Origin of the sequence: Anaerosporomusa subterranea, from assembly GCF_001611555.1 — a bacterium.
Classification (GTDB): Bacteria; Bacillota; Negativicutes; order Sporomusales; family Acetonemataceae; genus Anaerosporomusa; species Anaerosporomusa subterranea.
Genome location: NZ_LSGP01000001.1, coordinates 306292 through 326642, shown reverse-complemented (window position 1 = coordinate 326642; position 20351 = coordinate 306292). Strand labels below are relative to the sequence as shown.

17 protein-coding genes are annotated in these 20351 nt (G+C 48.0%); 2 read left to right on the top strand and 15 right to left on the bottom strand.

The features are described 5' to 3' along the window. Positions 1 to 156: 156 nt before the first annotated feature. The 6 genes from AXX12_RS01360 to gluQRS all read right to left on the bottom strand — a co-directional run bounded on the left by AXX12_RS01360 (position 157) and on the right by gluQRS (position 8289). Positions 157 to 963, bottom strand: a complete 807-nt coding sequence (locus tag AXX12_RS01360) for an ABC transporter permease (protein ID WP_066237046.1) — start codon at positions 961 to 963, stop codon at positions 157 to 159. Continuing rightward, complete coding sequence (locus tag AXX12_RS01355; protein ID WP_066237044.1) at positions 963 to 1745, bottom strand: ABC transporter ATP-binding protein; 783 nt, start codon at positions 1743 to 1745, stop codon at positions 963 to 965. Before AXX12_RS01355 ends, AXX12_RS01360 begins: the two co-directional genes overlap by 1 nt. 5 nt (positions 1746 to 1750) lie before the next feature. Then, positions 1751 to 2797, bottom strand: a complete 1047-nt coding sequence (locus tag AXX12_RS01350) for an ABC transporter substrate-binding protein (protein ID WP_066237041.1) — start codon at positions 2795 to 2797, stop codon at positions 1751 to 1753. 81 nt (positions 2798 to 2878) lie between these two features. Then, entirely contained in the window at positions 2879 to 6664 is a 3786-nt protein-coding gene (locus tag AXX12_RS01345) for a phosphoribosylformylglycinamidine synthase (protein ID WP_066237040.1), read from the bottom strand. A 27-nt stretch (positions 6665 to 6691) separates the two neighbouring features. After that, the gene (locus AXX12_RS01340; RefSeq protein ID WP_066237038.1) at positions 6692 to 7318 is read right to left on the bottom strand and encodes a PHP domain-containing protein; all 627 of its coding nucleotides are present in this window, start codon (positions 7316 to 7318) and stop codon (positions 6692 to 6694) included. A gap of 14 nt (positions 7319 to 7332) precedes the next feature. Beyond that, positions 7333 to 8289: a tRNA glutamyl-Q(34) synthetase GluQRS gene (gluQRS, locus tag AXX12_RS01335; RefSeq protein ID WP_066237034.1), complete on the bottom strand. Its 957-nt coding sequence runs from the start codon at positions 8287 to 8289 to the stop codon at positions 7333 to 7335. 141 nt (positions 8290 to 8430) lie between these two features. Between gluQRS and gmhB the strand changes: the two genes are divergently transcribed. Then, positions 8431 to 8988, top strand: a complete 558-nt coding sequence (gene gmhB / locus AXX12_RS01330) for a D-glycero-beta-D-manno-heptose 1,7-bisphosphate 7-phosphatase (protein ID WP_156478563.1) — start codon at positions 8431 to 8433, stop codon at positions 8986 to 8988. A 51-nt stretch (positions 8989 to 9039) separates the two neighbouring features. Here the strand turns inward: gmhB and ftsZ are convergent, their stop codons facing one another. The 4 genes from ftsZ to AXX12_RS01310 all read right to left on the bottom strand — a co-directional run bounded on the left by ftsZ (position 9040) and on the right by AXX12_RS01310 (position 13807). After that, the gene (gene ftsZ / locus AXX12_RS01325; RefSeq protein WP_066237025.1) at positions 9040 to 10125 is read right to left on the bottom strand and encodes a cell division protein FtsZ; all 1086 of its coding nucleotides are present in this window, start codon (positions 10123 to 10125) and stop codon (positions 9040 to 9042) included. A 199-nt stretch (positions 10126 to 10324) separates the two neighbouring features. Then, on the bottom strand, positions 10325 to 11689 hold the full coding sequence (locus tag AXX12_RS01320; RefSeq protein ID WP_066237022.1) for a sodium-dependent transporter: 1365 nt from the start codon (positions 11687 to 11689) through the stop codon (positions 10325 to 10327). A gap of 31 nt (positions 11690 to 11720) precedes the next feature. Further along, complete coding sequence (locus tag AXX12_RS01315) at positions 11721 to 12884, bottom strand: GNAT family N-acetyltransferase (protein WP_066237020.1); 1164 nt, start codon at positions 12882 to 12884, stop codon at positions 11721 to 11723. 20 nt (positions 12885 to 12904) lie between these two features. Beyond that, complete coding sequence (locus tag AXX12_RS01310; protein WP_082816628.1) at positions 12905 to 13807, bottom strand: DUF2156 domain-containing protein; 903 nt, start codon at positions 13805 to 13807, stop codon at positions 12905 to 12907. Positions 13808 to 13981: 174 nt separating this feature from the next. On the opposite strand from AXX12_RS01310, the gene xth reads away from it, so the two are divergent. After that, on the top strand, positions 13982 to 14767 hold the full coding sequence (gene xth, locus AXX12_RS01305) for an exodeoxyribonuclease III (protein WP_066237017.1): 786 nt from the start codon (positions 13982 to 13984) through the stop codon (positions 14765 to 14767). Between the two features lie 260 nt (positions 14768 to 15027). On the opposite strand, the gene AXX12_RS01300 is transcribed toward xth, so the two are convergent. The 5 genes from AXX12_RS01300 to AXX12_RS01280 form a co-directional block, all read right to left on the bottom strand. Beyond that, positions 15028 to 15630, bottom strand: a complete 603-nt coding sequence (locus tag AXX12_RS01300; RefSeq protein ID WP_066237013.1) for a peptidylprolyl isomerase — start codon at positions 15628 to 15630, stop codon at positions 15028 to 15030. Between the two features lie 239 nt (positions 15631 to 15869). Beyond that, entirely contained in the window at positions 15870 to 16952 is a 1083-nt protein-coding gene (locus AXX12_RS01295; RefSeq protein ID WP_066237011.1) for an ABC transporter ATP-binding protein, read from the bottom strand. Between the two features lie 28 nt (positions 16953 to 16980). Next, positions 16981 to 17799, bottom strand: a complete 819-nt coding sequence (locus tag AXX12_RS01290) for a carbohydrate ABC transporter permease (protein WP_066237008.1) — start codon at positions 17797 to 17799, stop codon at positions 16981 to 16983. 19 nt (positions 17800 to 17818) lie between these two features. Continuing rightward, the gene (locus AXX12_RS01285) at positions 17819 to 18691 is read right to left on the bottom strand and encodes a carbohydrate ABC transporter permease (protein ID WP_066237005.1); all 873 of its coding nucleotides are present in this window, start codon (positions 18689 to 18691) and stop codon (positions 17819 to 17821) included. Positions 18692 to 18873: 182 nt separating this feature from the next. After that, positions 18874 to 20196, bottom strand: coding sequence for an ABC transporter substrate-binding protein (locus AXX12_RS01280; RefSeq protein WP_197470608.1), 1323 nt, complete (start codon positions 20194 to 20196; stop codon positions 18874 to 18876). Between the last annotated feature and the right edge of the window lie 155 nt (positions 20197 to 20351).

Genomic DNA, 20351 nt, shown 5'->3' with positions numbered 1-20351 from the left:
TTTCTTAATTGTAGTCAATATACTAATCAATTCTTAAGATTCCATCAATTTGTTGAATATTGTCGTAAAAATGGCAAAAAAATAGTTCTGCCGACTTTTTGGTCGACAGAACTCGATATTACTTAATCTATTTGTCTTTCTAATTGATGTCCATTATCATACGCCTTGTCGCCAGGGAATCAGTTTCTTCTCGATCCAATTCAATCCATGGTTAAAAAGTACGCCTAAAAAAGACAACGTCAAAACACCGACCATTAATTTAGTTGTAAGCATTAAATCACCATAATGCAAAATCATAGCCCCTAAGCCTTCTTTGGCAGCAATCATCTCTGCAGCGACCAAAAGCAGCAACGATGTCCCGGCTGCGAGCTTCAGCCCTGCGAAAATCACCGGCAATGCTGCCGGCAATATCACTTTGCGGATTAAATTGACACGTCCTGTCCGGAAGCTGACCGCCACCTTTACCAGTAGCGGATCAACATTTTTTACTCCTGAGTAGGTATTGATGACAACTGGGAAGAAAACGCCTAAGCTGATAATCGTGATCTTGGATAGTTCGCCGATGCCCAACCAAAGGATAATTAACGGAAGCAGCGCAATTTTTGGCACCGGGTAGAGAGCATGAATGATGGGATTGCCCACCGCCTCAGCCAGCCGGGAAAAGCCTGTTGCCAGGCCAATGAGGATACCGGCAGCGCTGCCAAGGATAAATCCGGCTGCAATTCGGACCAGGCTCGCCTTAGCATTCACCAGAATCTCGCCACTGACAGTCATCTCAAAGCCTGTAACTACAATCGCCGACGGAGATGGCAGATATAGCGCCGACACCAAGCCACTGCGGCAAAGCAGTTCCCAAATCCCCAGAATCAATAGTATTGAGACAGGAGTGACCCACAGTGGCTGTGGTGAGGCAAGAAAAGCTAGACGGTCAATTACTGTTCTCCGATAGGTTGTTGACTGCATCAGCTAATCCCCTCCCGCAAGGCATCCTCTGCATCTTTGCGGATCAAGCCCCATATTTTATCAGCATATTCAGCAAACTGGGCGCTGTACGCCGCTGATCCCCGTTCCCGTTTTGGCATTTCAATCGAGATGATGCGGATGATCCGGCCAGGTCGGCGCGATAGCACGACTACCCTGTCAGCTAGATAAACCGCTTCTTGAATATTGTGTGTAACATAGAGAGTGCTCAACCGGGTCTTATGCCAAATATCAAGCAATTCCTCTTGCATCAGTGTTCGCGTCTGGGCATCAAGCGCCGAAAACGGCTCATCCATCAGCAATACATCCGGTTCTATCGCCAGTGCCCGGGCAATACCTACCCGTTGGCGCATACCGCCGGATAACTGGTGAGGATAGCTCTGTTCGAAACCGTTAAGCCCAACTAGTGTCATATACCGGGAAAGACGCTTAGCCTGTTCTTCAGCTGATAGCCCTAGTTCTTCCAAGCCAAATGCAATGTTTTGTGAAACGGTACGCCAGGGGAACAGACCAATTTCCTGAAAGACGACACCAATTGCAGGATCCCGGTCTTCAGTCAAACCTTCGACATAGATGCTTCCTGAACTAGGGCTGAGCAATCCGCCTACCATATTAAGCAGGGTGGATTTACCACAACCGGAAGGGCCAACCAAGACAACAAATTCCTCAGGATTGATTGTCAGATTGATCTGATCAAGCGCTGTTAACGACTCGCCGTTAGTACCTGGATAAGTTTTTGTAACATCTTCAATTACAATTCTCATTCTGTCTATTTCACCTGCCGCAACGCTTCCTCAAACAGAGCGGTATCTGCGACTTGCTTCGCATCGACAGCTTTCTCAATCATCTTGTTCTTTAAATACCAGTCAATCTGAACCGCAATATCCTGTGAAAGAAGTTTGCCATCCCGATCCATGTATGGCAATCCGATTTTGATATCCTCTACCGGTGCACCAGTGTACTTGGCAATGATTTGAACCACTTCGTCAAAGTTCTTGCCAGGGACAAGTTTACCATTCTCCTTGACTAACGCAGCATCATAGTAGTAGCGGCTGGATTTGATATAGCCTTTTAAGAAGCGAACAGCAGCGTCTTTATCTTGCGTCAAGTTAGGGGAGAAAAATAGCCCTGACGTCTGATAATCGATCACATCACCAACTTGAACAAGCACTTTGCCATAACCGGCTTTTTCCACTTTCGTAATGTTCGGTTCATTGAGGATAACTGCATCGACTTGTTTGCTTTCCAAACTAGCCATCAACGAGCTGAGTTTGCCGAGTGGAACCAGTTCGATGTCTTTTAGTGATAAGCCTTTGGCCTCCAAGAGACGGCCAATCATATAATGAAAGGTTGAGCCGGTTTGCGTGATGCCGACACGCTTACCTTTCAATTGCTCAATACTTCTAACTCCGCTTTGATACAAATCTGTGGTCACCAAGACCGCAGAGGAAGAATAGCCCTTCTGCTCACGGCCTTTATCAGCAACAATTGAAAGTTTCTGACCACCTGACACCATATTAAACAAACTGGCGGTAATGCCGGTAGCCCCGATGTCAACCTTGTTCGATGCTGTCGCAACTGCAATCGGATGCGCTGCCTCAAACCATTGCACATCAAGATCGATCCCTTGTTCTTTAAAGAAACCTTTTTCGATACCGATAAACAGTGGCGCGGAACTGGTCAGTTTCAACATGGCTAAACTGAGCTTCTTCGCTTCCGGCGATTTGGGAGCCGCTGGCGGCACCTGTTTGCCGCAGCCAGAAGCAAGCAACGATACTAGCAAAATTCCGATTAATAAACAAACCCACTTTTTCATACAAAACCCTCCTACCATTCTACAATTATTACATTAATGATTATTGTATACATTATTCTGCAGCAAGTTAACAATTCCTTTTTAGCTATAGTATTTTACACCTGCTGCAAAAAGTTTCTGATCTTTTTCTCCTGGCACGTTTGCACCAATAAATCGACCAACCCGCTCTGAGTGACCCATTTTACCCAAGACACGGCCATCAGGGCTGGTTATTGCTTCAACTGCCCAAAGCGAGCCATTAGGATTAAACAGGCTATCGTGGGACGGATTGCCGTCAAAGTCAACATATTGTGTCGCAACCTGCCCAGAAATCATCAACGAATCCAGCTCAGCCTCTGTAGCGACAAATCGGCCTTCGCCATGCGATACAGCAATAGAGTGAATGTCGCCAAGATTGGTATTTGACAGCCAAGGAGAGAGTGTTGACACCACCCGTGTGCTGACTACGCGGGAAACATGTCGACCAATCGTGTTATACGTCAAAGTCGGCATATCCGGACGGGGATCGACAATATCGCCATAAGGGACAAGCCCCAGCTTAATCAGCGCCTGGAAACCATTGCAGATGCCCAGCATCAGACCATCACGCTGCTGTAGCAAAGCACGAACAGCTTCAGTTATACGAGGATTACGGAACATAACAGCGATGAATTTGCCTGAACCCTCTGGTTCGTCGCCAGCGCTGAAGCCGCCCGGCAGCATGATGATCTGTGACCGTTCAATTGCTTCCACCATACGAGTGACTGACTGTTCTACGTCCTGAGGAGTCAGGTTGCGAATGATCAGCGTTTCAACCAAGCCACCCGCTTTCGTAAATGCCTGCGCTGAATCGTCCTCACAATTAGTTCCCGGAAAAACGGGTATCAGGATGCGTGGCTTGGCAACTTTCAGCATTGGTCTAACGCCAGAAGACGATACCGGTTTTGCCAGCTTGGCTTGCCCCGGCGTTGGCTCGGTCTGAATCGGGAAAACGTCTGCAAGTGGTTTTGACCAACTGGCAAAAGCAACTTCCAGGGGAAGGGCTTCACTGTGGATACTAATTGCAGGCAGAGCAGTCGTCCTACCGATAACAGAATACTCCACATCACCAAACAGGCCTGGCAAATCGGCAGTCTCCGGTAATTCCAGCAGAATGGAACCATAATCCGGCGCGAAGAGCGAGGCATTATCCATCTGCTGCGTAAACGCAAGCCCGATACGGTTACCAAAGCACATTTTGCTCACCGCTGCGGCAATGCCACCAATTCGGATAGTCTGAGCCGCTCGAACCAAACCGCGTCCGATGAGTTCATGTGTCATCGCCAAATTGCGAATCAGAATCTGGAAGTCAGGAATCTCATCTTCATTTCTCGGTACTGATAACAGGACAACTTGACTGCCTGCTACTTTAAAATCAGGTGAAATCAAACGTGATGCATCGGCCACAGTAACAGCAAAGGCGATTAAGGTTGGCGGCACATTGATATCCTGAAACGATCCCGACATACTGTCTTTGCCGCCAATAGCCGGAATTTCTAGACGCTTTTGCGCATAATAGGCGCCAAGCAAGGCGCTGAATGGTTTTCCCCAACTAACTCGGTTTGTTCCTAGTTTTTCAAAGTACTCTTGTAGTGACATTCGAATTCGCCGATAATCTCCACCCATGGCAGCGATCTTTGCCACTGCCTCAACAACCGCGAACAGTGCTCCATGAAACGGACTCCACTTGGCAATGCGAGGATTGTATCCGTAAGACATCAACGTTGCGGTTGTCGTTTCTCCGCCTAGAACGGGAATCTTCGCCGCCATCCCTTCAGCAGGAGTATCCTGGCAGCGCCCGCTTAAGGGCAGAAGAACCGTACCTGAGCCAATCGTGCTGTCAAAGCGTTCGGTCATGCCGCGCTGGCTGCAGACATTTAAATCAGATAGGGTCTCAAGCCAAGTATCCTGCCAGCTTTTTTCGGCAGCACTCTCAACGGAAGCAGTAAAGTAGCTCGCCGCCGGGTTGGGTTGCGCCACTGTTACCTGGGCTGATTGTTGCACACCGCTGGTATCGAGAAAATCTCTACTAATGTCGACAATCGCCTGGCCGCGCCATCGCATAATCAGTCGGCGGCTGCCGGTAACGCTGGCAACCTGAGTTGCTTCCAGATTTTCCTGTTTGGCATACTCCACAAAGCCTGCTACATCTGAGGCGGCTACCACTACCGCCATCCGTTCTTGCGACTCAGAAATCGCCAGCTCAGTTCCATCCAAGCCTTTATATTTTTTCGGAATTTCGTCAAGCTGAATCTCGAGGCCATCAGCCAACTCGCCAATGGCAACAGATACACCACCTGCCCCGAAATCGTTAGATTTCTTGATCATAGTGCTAACTGCCGGATTGCGAAACAATCGCTGAATCTTGCGTTCAGTCACAGGATTACCTTTTTGAACCTCAGCACCACAGGTTTCCAGGGATTCTTCTGTATGCTCTTTTGATGAGCCGGTTGCCCCGCCACAGCCATCCCGGCCAGTGCGGCCGCCGATAAGCAGGACGGCGTCACCTGCCTCTGGCTTGTCCCGGCGGACATGAGCTTGTGGAGCCGCTCCAATGACAGCACCCACCTCCATGCGTTTGGCAACAAACCCTTCGTCATAGATCTCAGCGACTTGTCCGGTCGCCAATCCGATCTGGTTGCCGTAAGAGCTATAGCCCGCCCATGCACCGAGGGTAATTTTGCGTTGCGGCAGCTTGCCAGGCAGAGTTTGATCCATTGGTGTTCTCGGGTCACCGCTGCCACTTACCCGCATCGCCTGATACACATAAGACCTGCCGGATAGAGGATCGCGAATCGCACCGCCTAAACAGGTGGCTGCGCCGCCAAATGGTTCAATCTCTGTAGGATGGTTGTGGGTTTCATTCTTAAACATGACTAACCAAGGCTCGGTCTGAGGTCCTTGTCCATAGTCAACTTCCACACTAGTGACAATGCTGCAAGCGTTAATCTCGTCAGACTCATCCAAATCGTCTAACTTGCCAGCTCTTTTTAGTTCTTTCATCGCGATGACCGCAATATCCATCAAACTGACAGGGCGATTAGTTTGCCCGTAAACAGAGTCCCGTGCCGCCAAGTATTCTTGGTATGCATCCTGGACCGGTTGAGTGTATTTGCCTTCATCCAGAGAAACATCATTAATCTCAGTGAAGAAAGTAGTATGTCGGCAATGGTCTGACCAATAGGTATCAATCACACGTATTTCCGTTATAGTCGGATCTCGCTTTTCGGTTTCACGGAAGTAGACTTGACAAAAGCGCAAATCGTCCTCACTCATCGCTAACCCCAACGCTTGGTGGGTTTCGTGCAGCATCTCATCTGACTGCGCGATAAAGCCGGTCAACACAGCTACATCCGGCGGAGCGGCAACCTCTGTTGCCAATGTTTCTGGCTTTTCCATACTCGCCTCACGCGATTCAACCGGATTGATGCAATACGCCTTAACAGTAGCCAATTCTGCGTCTGCAATCACTCCGCTCAACACGACCACTTTTGCTGACAGCAGCATCGGCCGCTCCTGTTGGGTAAGTATCTGCAAACACTGTGCGGCAGAGTCTGCTCGCTGGTCATACTGTCCAGGAAGGTATTCCATGGCAAAAACCCGATCACTGGCTTTATACGGCAGTTCTTCCTGATAAAGCACATCTACAGAAGGCTCGGCAAAAACGGTAGTCAGACTTAATTGGTATGACTGCTCATCCAAACCAGCCACATCATAGCGATTGACCACTCTGACAGCTGATAGTCCTGTCAAGCCGAGGTGGGAGCGCAAATCCGCCAATAAATGTTGCGCTTCAATATTAAAACCCGGCCTTTTTTCGGTATATATACGTCTCACTTGTTGTTTCACTAGTAGTCTGCCTCCTCTGTGAATACCTTATATTTTCCCAAACCAGTGGATAAAATCCTCGCAAGATAATTCAGTCGCAGCGTTCCACTGTGATTTAGCGGGCTGACTGGGATAGTGGTAATCGCTGTTATACAGCCGCAATCCAGGATAGTTGTCTTCGTCTAATATGGCTTTATAAGAATCCCTACCCGCACATTCTTGAGCACCATTGCGGTATTCCACGCCATCCACAATATTTTTCAAGCTATAATAAATAGCTTCACTATAACACATCGGATGCGCCAGTACCGCAATGCCCCCTTGGATCCGCACTTGCGCGGCTAGATCATTAGGGCTGGTGTAAGGGGTATAGGCTAAAGGACGATGAATATTCAGTGCCAAAATATGAATCCACTCATTCTGAAAGTATAATTCACATTCACAGCCCGCAATTACCCGCAAAAGCGGCAGTTCTCGTTTAGCGTACTCCTGAGCCCAAAGGCCGGACAGCGCTAGGTCATGGTCAGTCACTGCGACTGCGTCGAGGCCGCGTTCAACAGCCATGTTAAGTACGCCTATAATATCTTCTTTATCTTTCTGGGTCAATACATCCGGATGCTGACTATCATAATAATAACGATGCGCTAGCGGATGAGTATGACAATCTATTCGCATGGGTTCCTCCTTGTTCACAGTTCATTGGTTCCAACAGCAATCGGATCTTTACCTAGCAGAGTTAAGGAGAAGCCTGCAATTAAATCCCTCGCGGCAACTGCCTCATTGCGTTTAATCAGTCCGGCTCGCCAGGCGAGATAGCCAACAATCGTTTCAGGGCTGATGCCTTGTTGGCGCAATGCTGTTAGCGAAAGAGCCTGATGCCGTTTGGAGAGGCGTTGTCCATCCTGGCCGCAAAGCAGGGGGACATGGGCAAAACTGGGCGGCGTCAGTTCGAGAACCTGATAAAGAAACAATTGTCTTGGCGTCGAGCCAAGCAAGTCCGCGCCACGCACTACTTGCGTAACCCCCATCAGCGCATCGTCTACAACTACTGCTAGCTGATAGGCATGTACTCCGTCAGAGCGCTGAACGACAAAATCACCAGAAACAGCTTGCAGATTTTGCTGATATGCGCCCTGGATATGGTCTACAAAAGAAAAGGTTCTGTTAGGGACGACAATCCGTCGGAGCGGCCGCCGTCCCTGTTCCAGCCAGGCTTGTCGTTCCTGCTCGGTGAGCAAGCGACAGGTTCCTGGATAACGCCACTCTGTTTCACCTGCATGTGGCGCCAGCGTAGGCGACGAGTGTAGTTGAGCCCGACTGCAAAAGCAAGAATAGATTAGCCCTTGCTCAGTTAACTTTCGGATAGCCTTATCATAGAGATGGCGGCGCTCATCCTGAGTATATGGCCCATAGGGGCCACCTATATCAGGCCCCTCATCCCAATCTAATCCCAGCCAGCGTAAATCAGTGATGATTTGGCTGGCATGCTCAGGCCGTGACCGGTCTGGGTCCAAGTCTTCTATTCTCAGGATCATCTCGCCGCCAGAATGACGAGCTGCCAGCCATGCGAGAAGCGCTGTCCAGGCATTACCTAGATGCATCTCTCCGCTTGGACTGGGAGCGAATCGTCCCCGCACTTGCCGCATAGTCATCGCCTTCCGTGATGTGAAACTGTGCTAAAATAGTCTTAACCTATATCATATCAAGTATTTAACTCTTTTTGCTAGTGACTTTCGAAAAAAGTATTTACAATATGATTAGAAACTTGATGTAAGATTTGGAGGAATATGATGAACCGAGCAATTTTTCTCGACCGTGACGGTACCATCAACCAAGACCGCGGCTATATTCACAAGCCAAGTGAATTTATCTTTGAATATCGCGCCATCGAGGCTATCTCCTTGCTAAACCAAGCCGGCTTCATAGTCATTGTTGTGTCCAACCAAGCGGGCATTGCCCACGGGCATTTCTCTGAACAGGCTGTTGACTGCCTGCACCAGTGGGTGTCTGGACAGTTAGCTTTGCACGGCGCCCGTATTGACGCTTTTTATTATTGCCCCCATCATCCCAACGGGCAAAGCCGTTACCGGACGAAGTGCGACTGTCGCAAACCCGCGCCAGGCATGCTGCTGAGGGCTGCAGCCGATTTCTCCATAGACCTTGCGGCCAGTTGGATGGTAGGAGATCATCGAAGTGATATGGAGGCGGGGACCGCCGCTGGCGTCACACCAGTGTTTGTACTGACCGGACACGGCAAGCAGGAATTGCCCCATATCGCCACCTCAACGCGTCAAGCTGAAAACCTGTACGAGGCAGTAACAAAACACATTCTAGTACTAGCCTAACAAACACGCAAAGCCGCCAACCCCAATCAGGGCGGCGGCTTTGTTAATTATTTAGCGTTTCGGACGCGGATCAGCACCGCGCATAAAATCAGGAATATCGAGACCAAATCGTCGCACCGGTTCAATCGGGCTTTTCTCTTTTAAGGGGTTTACAGGCATAACTGGCTGTCTAACCGGCTCAGACACTGCGCCAAAGCCAGTGGCGATAACAGTAACGCGCAGTTCTTCTCCTAAGCCTTCATCAATGGCGGCGCCAAAGATGATATTAGCTTCAGGATCAGCCGCATCAGTTATTCGGCCAGCCACCTCATTGACTTCCATAATCCCCATGTCCGGCCCGCCAGTTACATTAATGAGGACTCCACGCGCCCCTTCCATAGACGCTTCTAATAATGGGCTGCGAATGGCTGCCTCCGCCGCTTCAGCGACACGGTTCTCCCCAGCACCCCGACCGATGGTCATAATGGCTGAGCCAGTATTCTGCATAATGGTTCTAACATCAGCAAAGTCGCAGTTTATCAGTCCAGGAACAGCGATCAGGTCAGATATACCCTGCACGCCTTGGCGCAAAACATCATCAGCGATGGAGAAGGCCTCCAGCATTGTGGTCTTCTTACTAGCGATCTGCAGCAGCTTGTCATTGGGAATAGTAATGAGAGTATCAACTGCCTCGCGCAGTCGTTCCATGCCGCGAACAGCTTGCTGTTGCCGCTTGCGCCCTTCAAAGGTAAAAGGTCTAGTGACAACGCCTACAGTTAATGCTCCTGCATCGCGGGCGCACTGCGCAACAACAGGCGCAGCCCCGGTGCCTGTCCCACCGCCCATACCGGCGGTGATGAAGACCATATCGGCGCCTCGCACTGCTTTTAGTATATCCTCACGGCTTTCCTCAGCCGCTTTTTCCCCTACTTCTGGGTTCGCGCCCGCACCAAGCCCCTTTGTCAGTTTCTCACCAATTTGTATCCGATAGGGAGCTTGAGAAGACTGCAACGCCTGCGCGTCCGTGTTGACGACAATGAACTCTACATTCTTAACGCCAGCGTCAATCATACGGTTTACTGCATTATTTCCTCCACCGCCAACGCCGATTACTTTTATTACACAGAATGCGTTGTTTTGCACATCCAATTCCAGCATCGAACGCTCCTCCTTACTTTTATACAAGAAAACAGATTATATCTTTTCTATTATATCATATTCATAATACTATATAAACCATCTTCAAGGATACGGAAAAATTGAAAATAGGACTTTTTCACTAGAAAATTTGTAAAAAAGAATAAGAAGCGGCGAGTTTACCGCTTCTTAAATGATAGATATAGCAAACTTTCGGTTGTTATCGGATAATTCCAATTGAATTCAAAAATACAATAATCAACAGCGCAGGCGTAACATAGCGGATAACGAAAAAGAAAAGAGTAATAATCCCTTCTTGATGCAATGTGCCGCCATTGGAAAACTCTTTTTCGATATCCGCCTTACTAACAGAATAACCAATCAAAACAGCAATCATGAGACCACCCAGCGGCAACATGATATTTGATGACAGATAATCGAACCAATCAAAGAAGCCTTTGCCACCAAAGGTAATGTGGCCAAGCAGACTCGATTTATCTGCTGACAACGATGCTAATACGCCAAAGGCAAGGATGATAATCCCAGTAAGGATAGCCGCACTCCTACGGGTATACCCTTTTTCCTCAACAAAGTAGGCCACCGGCACTTCCACCAAGGAGAGCATGGCAGTTGTCGCCGCAATAGAGGTAAGAAAGAAGAACGCAATCAACAGAAGATTACCCAGCGGCATTTGCGAGAAAACTAAAGGAATTGTCATAAACAACAAACCAGGGCCAGCGCCGGGTTCCATGCCAAATGAGAATACTGTCGGGAATATAGCAATGCCAGCCAATAAAGATACCAAGGTGTCTGCGGTCGCAACTTTAGCCGCCGTGCGGAACAAATTGTTATCATGGGTAAAATAGCTTGCATAGGTTGTCATGGTGCCCATTCCCAACGATAGCTTAAAAAAGGCCAAGCCTAGTGCTGTCAGAATAACCGGCGCAGTCAGTTTGCTGAAATCAACATGGAATAAGAATTGCAGTCCTTCGCTTGCACCAGGTAAGGTAATCGCCCGTAAATCGCAAATCAGTATGAGCAAGAACAAGACAGGCATCAAGGTCTTTGTCATCTTTTCAATACCTTTTTGCACTCCTGCAGCCACTATAGCGCAGACAACGATGAGAACAATAACTTGCCAGATGATCGGCGAATAGGGTCCAACTACAGTCGCGCCAAATTGCGCCTTGGCTGTTTCCAGTGTAACCCCGATAAAATCGCCTTTAAGCGCCTTGAATAAGTAATAGTAAACCCAACCGGCTACACAACTGTAGAAGAACATAATAAAGTATGCGGATCCAACCCCCATTGTACCAATATGCTTCCAGACAGGACCGGGTTTGATTTGCTGATAGGCGCCGAAAGCATTTTTGCGGGTCTTGCGCCCTGCATAGAACTCACAGAGCATGACAGGAATGCCGACAAGCAAAATACAAAGAAAGTACACCAGCAGGAAAGCGCCGCCCCCATTTTCTCCTGTCAGATAAGGGAACTTCCAAATGTTCCCTAAGCCGACAGCTGAACCTAGTGTGGCGAAGAAAACTGCTAGCCCGGATGAAAAGGTTTCTCTTGATTTCCCTTGCAAAAATCTCCACTCCTCATTCTCTATTTACAACTCAAAAATACTCATTAATAAAGTTATCGCAACGGGGAAATAGCTGAGCAAGGGCTTCAATAGCTCCCGCCGAACCGGTCAGTTCACCATGCCGAACCAATTCGTCAGCAGTCAGACGACCGAAAACCAGTTGAGTAAACGCCCCCACTGCTATTACCGCACTAGCTGACGCCTCGGTCGTCTCAAGCGTGGCGCGACCGTCCCTGACTCGCAGTTGAAACGTACGATTATTCCAGGGCGCTAGACTGTCGGTTACGGCAAGGTCAACACTCCAGGCTCCGTCTGGATAAACCAGTGTTTTTAGAGTTTGCTCAACATCTGCCATTCGAGCAGTCATAAAGGGAAATACACGAATATCTTGTTTTGCTTCAAATAAGGAAAACAGAACTTTATCTGCCGTGTCCAGCGGAGCGTTCCATTCCACGGTCTGCGCATGTGAACGATGATTATAGAGAAAGTCCACCAAACCCTGTTTGACTTGATCATTACTATATACCATTTCACGCACACTGATCTTTCCGTTGCGCAGGATATACAGAATGTAGCCCATTGGTTTTCCATCAAATTCTACCAGATACGTATAGCCTTCATCATTTGCATGCTCGCTCAGCAGATGTTCCCAATCTGCTGTTGTACGAACGATATAACCGTGCCATCTAGCGACAAAATTGCGGTATATTGCATCTAGTGCCGCAATATCGGCCAGCCCGGCAGGCCGGAATTCTCCTGCTGGCTTTGCAACTGAACGCAAGTCTTCAAGTTGCAAGGAATACTTTAACTGATGGTGGCACAGCCGCCAATCGTAGGGATAATAAAACCCGGCTTTAAACGGCATAAGAATGGACACCGGCCGTCCGCGCCGGCGCATCTCTGCCAGAGTCTCAGCCAATAGCGGACCGGTCATGCCTGACCGCCTTGCCGCAGGATCGGTGGCCACTCCCACAATATACGAAACATCCACGACCCGACCGCGCAAATACAATTGATATGGATGCATATGTAATACGGCCAACAATCGACCATCCCGCCAACAGCCTAGTGCGTTATCTGGATTGTAGAAAGAGGAAAAATACCAACTGGCAAATGGTTCATCTCCATTAAAGGCATAAGCCCACAGCCGGCGCACGCTCTCGAAATCATCCGCAGTTGCGATACGAAATTCCATAGTTCACCCCATTCTGCTGTTTAACGCGGTTTGATCGATATATTATATTTCTCGATCATTTTAATTGGCGAATAGGATTCTTTAGCTTTGCGAATACCCGGTATACCCATATCCTCTTCCCGATTCACAAATGGCACCTGACTCCAGACATTCTGGCAGAATTCCTGATTGATTGCTTGGTATACGCCGCGAATCTCAGAATCGCCCTTCTCCACGTGGATAACTGCCATCTCGTCATTGAGCATCTCGCCAAATGTAAAAGCTTCGATTTTGCCGTTAATCAGAATCGCTCCGCCGGTAACGCCGAGAGTATCCCAATTGTGCATGACATCGATGATCGCATCCCGCTCACACACTAGCGCTGGATCCGGGTCACATTCGCGCTTTCTACACCATTCCACGGCAAAATCAATGCAAGCTTCGGTCAGAGACGAGTCGATCGCACGGTACTCATACTGACTATACGTTTTCTTAAAGTTGTTCAAGTGATTCTTTTTAATGTGAAACTTCCTGCCCTGCAAATCAATAAGATCGCGCGTGACGTATACATAATCGTAATTATCACGATCAGGCTGAAACTCGAAATAGCCTGGTTTAACGGCTTCGCACCATTCCACCAAATCAGGCGTCGCAGACTTCATATAAAACGGCATGCCAGATGCGTTATAATGCTGTTCCAACTTATCGAGGGCAGCAGCAAAACGCTCCTGGTCAGGTCCGAAAGGAGGCAAGTTGTAGGTCGAACCGCCATACGTGACCTTTAGACAAAGGCAATCATCAACAACATCCCAAACGATGTTGTAACAGCGCCGCCACATATATAGATTGGTAAAAGTGCAGGAAGACTGCTCATAACGTTTAGCCCGGAAGAAGGCGTCAAACACAGGCTTATCGCCAAGAGTAATTGGTCGAAAGGAAATCATTGGCCACCTCTGAATTATCATTATTTTTCGTCTATACTTTTTGATATCTATTATTGTACCCTGCCGTCGTCTGCAAGTCAAAAGCGAAATCACGCCCAGGCAGCAAATTAGCAGGAATCTTGTATTATATTAGCGAATCGTATCCCAACACATTCTTTGGCGAAAGGAGTCTGTATGCAAAACATCTGGAAAGTCGCCAGCTTCAATATTAATTCCATCCGGATCAGGATGGAAGACTTTATTCAATGGTTAGAAAGGGAAAAGCCTGATATCGTCGGGTTACAAGAAACTAAGGTTCAGGATGACGACTTCCCGCTCGAACCGCTTTCTGAAGCCGGATACCATGTTGCGTTCCGCGGCGAAAAGGGTAAAAACGGGGTTGCTATTATTAGCCGTGAAAAGCCAGTTGAGGTCTGTTTCGGTCTTGATGAATGGGGTTTGCCAGGAGAAGCCCGCCTAATCAATGCCCGCTTTAATGGTATAGCTGTGGTCAACACCTATGTACCGCAGGGACGGGAACCAGGAACTGATTATTTTCAGTACAAATTACAGTGGATCAAACACATGAAGGACTATTTCAGCCGCCATTATGAGCCTGACCAGCCAGTAGTATGGCTAGGTGATTTCAACGTAGCACCCGAACCGATCGACATTTATGACCCCGTGCGCCTACTCGGGCGGGTCGGTTATCATCCTGAGGAACATGCAGCCTTAGCGGAAGTGAAAGAGTGGGGATTTGTTGACATCTTTCGGCGGCACGTACCAGAGAAGGGGAATTACACGTTTTGGGATTATCGGGTGAAAAATGCGTTAGATCGTGGTCTAGGCTGGCGCATCGACCATATTTGGGCGACTGCAGCGTTAGCTGAACGATCGGTTGATGCAAAAATTGATACCTCGCTCAGACGTCTGGCACGTCCGTCTGATCACACGCCAATCATCGCGACGTTTTCATTATAGTAGCCATAAAAAACTGCTGACACGGTCCTTTGATACAGGAACGATTCCATGGAGTACACAGAGGACACGCAGAGGGCACAGAGGTTTATACGTTAGCGCAAAGCGCGCTAAAAATCGAAGAGCGCAAAGATATTTATATAGTATTAATATTCTCTTTGTGACGTTTGTGCACTTCGCGGGCTTCGTGCTAATGCACCTCTATTGTTTACTTTCTAGAGTTTAAAAAGGAATCGCCTTTGATCGGCGATTCCCACAGAAGTTTATTTCGTTTCGATCGTAATTTTCTTAATAACCACTTCTTCAACCGGCCGGTCCATTGGGCCGGTTTTTACTTTGCCGATTGCTTGTACGACATCTAGCCCTTCGATGACCTTGCCAAAGATAGCATGACGGTTGTCAAGCCACGGCGTTGGCGCAAGAGTAATAAAGAACTGCGAGCCGCCGGTATTTGGGCCTGCGTTTGCCATTGACAGAATTCCAGCGCCGGTGTGTTTCAAATCAGGATGAAACTCATCCGGAATATTGTAACCAGGGCCGCCAGAGCCAGTGCCTTTGGGGTCGCCGCCTTGGATCATGAAACCATCAATGACCCGATGAAAGATCAGGCCATCATAGAACTTTTTGTTAATCAGAGTGATAAAATTGCCAGCCGTAATCGGGGCCTTGTCCTCAAATAGTTCAACCGTAAATACACCCTTTGAGGTTTCGAATTTAGCCACACTGTTTTTCTTCGCCGATGCAGCTTGTTTCTGTCCTTCTGCCGGCGGCTCAACAGGTTTGGGTTTCTCAGGTGTTGGACTGCCAGCACAGCCAGTTGTAAAGGCGAGCAGCAGCATGGAAAGTAATAGCAGCGGTTTTTTCATTTGTATGTCCCCCTAGTTTCTTTGATTATGTGTATATACTACCCAAAAGTTCAAGATTCCTGCACATGGTAAGAAAAACCACTAAAGGGATCTAAAAAGACAGGGAACGTTTAACCGCAGAGGGAACTGGCTTAGTAAAATTCTGTCCTTCGATCCCTCTGTGTCCACTCTGCGACCTCTGTGTACTCTGCGGTAAAATGAACTCGTTCTGTCACCCCTCAAGAACTATTGAGGGAGTGTTAAAAGTACGCTTTGCCGTTCTCCTGATCAAATAGGTGCGCTTTCTGCATTTCCAGATCAAGCTCGACCATCGAACCAACAGCAGGTCGGTATTCTGGGCTCACCCGAATAATCATCGGTTGAGTTCCGACCTTTAATGTCAAAATATTTTCTGAGCCAAGCGGTTCAATAACTTCTACCATTGCCCGGATTGAGCCACCGTCAACAGGGCAGGCGTTTTCCGCCCGAATGCCTAAGGTTGCCTGTTGTAAGTTATGCTGTTTAATTTGCTCGGTCCATTCAGTCGGAACCGCAACATGTACATCTTGGGCAGATAGAAATAACGCGCCGTCTTGATTTGATAGCGATACTTCTAAGAAGTTCATCGGAGGTGTTCCAATAAAGCCTGCAACAAAGCGATTTGCCGGTTTATCGTAGAGTTCCTGCGGACTGGCAATTTGTTGAACAAAGCCGTCTTTCATGACAATAATACGATCTGCCATAGTCATGGCTTCGGTCTGGTCATGAGTAACATAAATGGTCGATACACCGATTCGGCGATGCAGTTTGATAATCTCAGCCCGCATTTGGACGCGAAGCTTAGCGTCCAAATTGGATAACGGTTCATCCATTAAGAAAACAGAAGGATTACGCACAATCGCTCTGCCTAGCGCGACCCGCTGACGCTGGCCGCCAGACAGTTCCTTCGGCTTTCGGGAAAGATAGCTGGTAATACTGAGAATCTCAGCCGCTTCCTTAACCCGCTTATCAATTTCATCTTTAGGCACATTCTTTAACTTCAGGCCAAACGCCATGTTGTCATATACATTCATATGCGGATACAGAGCATAGTTCTGAAAAACCATCGCAATATTACGATCTCGCGGCGGCATGTCATTAACCAATCGGCCTTGTATGTAAATGTTACCCGAAGTACGCTCTTCCAAACCGGCAATCATCCGTAAAGTAGTCGATTTTCCACAACCCGACGGCCCAACAATAACAATAAATTCATTTTCGCCGAAGTCTACATGAAAATCATCTACGGCGACGACGCCACCGGCAAACTCTTTGCGCAGATGTTCACAAACCACTGTTCCCATTCTGTCAACTCCGTTCGTTCATTTTGCGTCAACCCTTGACAGCCCCCGCTGTCAACCCTTTAATTACATAGCGTTGGAACAGCATCGTCAGAATAATAGCTGGGGCAATGATCACAACCGCCGCCGCCATAACATTGCCCCAGCCGACTTCGGCGTAAGACACAAAGTTGAATATAGCAATCGGCAGAGTCTTCGTATTCTGTGCGCTCAACACTAAAGAGAACATAAAGTTATTCCAGGAAAACAGAAACGATAAGGTGCTAGCTGTTAGAATTCCGGGGCCAGCCAACGGCAGCACGATGCGAAAGAAAGCGCCATGCAAAGTGCAGCCGTCAACTTGGGCCGCTTCTTCAAGTTCGTGGGGAAAATTATCAAAGTAGTTAATCATAATCCAGACAATCAGCGGCAGGCCTACCATCATATGGCTGGCAATCAGTGATGTAAATGTATCAATCATTCCCAGTTTGGAAAAGAGGATAAACCAGGGGATTAAGAAGGATATCCCCGGCATGACACGGGCAAGCAGAATAAAAACGCCAATCATTCGTTGTTTATAACGGGAAATCGAATAAGCGGCCGGCAAGCCAATTATCAACGACAGTACAGTTGAACCAACCGCGATAACCGCGCTGTTCCAGAGAAATCTGCCAAATTCCTGGTCGATGAAGACATTCTTGTAGTTATCGAGAGTCGGAACAAACAGCCAAATTGGCGGCGACGCGACAATTTGCGCCTGTGTCTTGAACGAAGAACTGACAATCCAGACGAGTGGAAAGATAAACGGAATTATCATAGCAATAACCAGCGCATACCACAGTGCTTTATGAAGAATCTTATTATTATTCATCGCATCACTTCCCTGCCTCTCAGTAATCAAACCGCTTGCGCATCCAAAGAACAATCAAGCTGCCACCAAGGACTACTGCAAGTAAAGCTACTAGCGCGGTAGAGGCCATACCAAAACGGAAATAGCCAAACCCAAGGTTATAGGCATATATATTGAGGGTCTCTGACGCAAAGCCAGGTCCCCCTGCTGTCATCGTTAAAATGATGTCAAACGTTTTAAATGCATCAATGCCGCGCAGTATTACTGCCACCAGAATGGTTGGCATCAATAGTGGCAGAGTTACAAAACGAAATACCTGAAAGGGAGTTGCTCCATCTACCATCGCAGCTTCAAATGGATCTTGCGGCAGCGAGGCTAGGCCGGCCATCACAATCAGAGCGATCATCGGTGTCCACTGCCAGATGTCGACAATCGCCAACGCGGGAATGACAGAATTCGGCGACGCTAACCACTTCGAGGCAGGTAGACCCAGCATTTGCAGCGCGTAGTTAGCAAGCCCGATCGACGGTTCATAAAACAGAGTCCAAGCCAGGCCGATTGCTACCGGCGTGGCAACCATTGGCAGCAACAGCAGACCCTTTGCCAGGTCCTTTCCGGCAAATTCTCGATTCAGTATTAAAGCCATCCCGACTCCCAACACTGTTTCAACCCCAACAGCCAAAACAGTGAAATACACGGTCAACCAGACCGCGTTGTAAAAACGGCTATCGCTAAGCAAGTCCTGGTAATTCTTTAGGCCGATAAATTGGGGTTCTCCCCCTGTGGTCATCGCCCAGTCGGTCAGACTGACACCTATTGTAAAGATAACAGGAAAAGCCATCATCGCTACGATGAAGATAACAGCAGGTAACGGAAAAAGCCAGCGAAGATTGCGTTCAATGAATTCGTTCAAGCGATCAACCCCTGTGTGTTAGTTTCCAAATGGATACAGGGCACGCTAACCGCAGAGTGCTCAGATTACGCGGAGATAGACAGAGGGTTACGGTTTTCGTTATAGGACTTAGAAATTCACCGTAACCCTCTGTGCACTCTACGAACCCTCTGTGTACTCTGCGGTAAAACGCAACCTCATCTTTATTTTTTACCTTCGCCAGCCTTATTTAACAATTCGTCAACCTTGGCTGCGGCTTTTTTCGCTGCATCGGCGAGATCTGCTTTGCCGCCGGATTCAATTGACTTAACAATGACTTCGCCAATCGCGTCACGCGCTTCGACAACAGCGGTCATAAGCGGACGGTCATACGGTGTAGCGATAGGACCAACTTTTTTGAAGTCGTCAGCAAGGCCTGGATACAGTTTCTTAACAACTTCGGCATCATTCCAGATGGAGGTACGTGAAGTGGTATTGCCTGCCAATTGCGCCTTAACCATCACTTCTTTGCTGGAAGCCCATTTCAAGAATTCCCAAGCAGCATCTTTTTGCTGGGATTGAGCACTAACAGACATCGCCCAAGGTACAACTAAGAACGGATGGTTGCCTTTCGGGCCTGCCGGGAACTGAGCAATACCAATTTTGTCAGCCACTTGTGATTTAGCCGGATCGATCAAACCTGCTAGCAGGGTGCTGGCGTCAGTCCACATGGCGACCTTGCCACTAGCCATCAGCGCTTGCGCTTGTGGCCAATGCATATTGGTTACACCAGGAGGGCCGTAGTCATGCAGCAGACGGCCATAATATTCAAAGGCTTTAATAGCTTCCGGAGTATCTACAACGGCTTTACCGTCTTTAATCCAGTCGCCACCAAAATTGTATAGATAACTTGACAACTGGGTAACGGCATTAGCGCGCTGACCGCGGGACACGATACCATACATGCCTGCGTCAGGGTTATGCAGTTTCTTCGCTGCCGCTTCAAGTTCTTCCAGAGTAGTCGGCGGCTTCAGACCTGCCTTTTCAAACAAGTCTTTCCGGTAGAATAGTGTCTGCCACTCGGTGACAATTGGCACCGAATTGATGCTGCCGCTATAAGTTACAGCATCAGCAGTGGATTTGGGGAAATCCTTCCAATCCCAATCGCCTGATTTCTCAATCTGCGCATTTAACGGCTCATACCATTTATTTTTTGTAAATAAACGACCTTCTTGCAGAGGACGAGTCATAAACACATCGACATTTGATTTGCCGGAGGTGAACTCAACAGTGAGTTTTTGCGTCAACTGATCTTCAGTGTAGCTTTCCAAATTAACTTTGGCACCGGTTTTCTTTTCAAACTCAGGAATCAACTTTTTGAGAGCTTCCGGATACGGGTGGTTTGCCATTAAAACCCGAATAGTTTTTCCAGCTAATTTTTGATCACCTGACTTAGCTGGTTCCTTTTTGTCTCCGCCACAGCCGGCCAGAGACAGCATGAGACCTAGGACGAGCAACACAACCAGGAAACGGTTCATTCGATTCATGCTTTTCCTCCTCCAGAGTATTTGCGACATCTTCCACTATTCTTATACGCTATTAACACCAAAATACCTTCTTTGAGTTAACATAAATTCCAGCATCTTTATTTTTCCTTCCTATTAGCTCAGGCTTCCTTACAAATAGCGTACTCTATTTGTTA

Bases quoted from the DNA above. Each gene is read 5' to 3' on its own strand.
- AXX12_RS01360 (WP_066237046.1), bottom strand. From the start codon at position 963: ATGCAGTCAACAACCTATCGGAGAACAGTAATTGACCGTCTAGCTTTT.
- AXX12_RS01355 (WP_066237044.1), bottom strand. From the start codon at position 1,745: ATGAGAATTGTAATTGAAGATGTTACAAAAACTTATCCAGGTACTAAC.
- AXX12_RS01350 (WP_066237041.1), bottom strand. From the start codon at position 2,797: ATGAAAAAGTGGGTTTGTTTATTAATCGGAATTTTGCTAGTATCGTTG.
- AXX12_RS01340 (WP_066237038.1), bottom strand. From the start codon at position 7,318: ATGCGAATAGATTGTCATACTCATCCGCTAGCGCATCGTTATTATTAT.
- gluQRS (WP_066237034.1), bottom strand. From the start codon at position 8,289: ATGCGGCAAGTGCGGGGACGATTCGCTCCCAGTCCAAGCGGAGAGATG.
- gmhB (WP_156478563.1), top strand. From the start codon at position 8,431: ATGATGAACCGAGCAATTTTTCTCGACCGTGACGGTACCATCAACCAA.
- ftsZ (WP_066237025.1), bottom strand. From the start codon at position 10,125: ATGCTGGAATTGGATGTGCAAAACAACGCATTCTGTGTAATAAAAGTA.
- AXX12_RS01315 (WP_066237020.1), bottom strand. From the start codon at position 12,884: ATGGAATTTCGTATCGCAACTGCGGATGATTTCGAGAGCGTGCGCCGG.
- AXX12_RS01310 (WP_082816628.1), bottom strand. From the start codon at position 13,807: ATGATTTCCTTTCGACCAATTACTCTTGGCGATAAGCCTGTGTTTGAC.
- xth (WP_066237017.1), top strand. From the start codon at position 13,982: ATGCAAAACATCTGGAAAGTCGCCAGCTTCAATATTAATTCCATCCGG.
- AXX12_RS01300 (WP_066237013.1), bottom strand. From the start codon at position 15,630: ATGAAAAAACCGCTGCTATTACTTTCCATGCTGCTGCTCGCCTTTACA.
- AXX12_RS01295 (WP_066237011.1), bottom strand. From the start codon at position 16,952: ATGGGAACAGTGGTTTGTGAACATCTGCGCAAAGAGTTTGCCGGTGGC.
- AXX12_RS01290 (WP_066237008.1), bottom strand. From the start codon at position 17,799: ATGAATAATAATAAGATTCTTCATAAAGCACTGTGGTATGCGCTGGTT.
- AXX12_RS01280 (WP_197470608.1), bottom strand. From the start codon at position 20,196: ATGAATCGAATGAACCGTTTCCTGGTTGTGTTGCTCGTCCTAGGTCTC.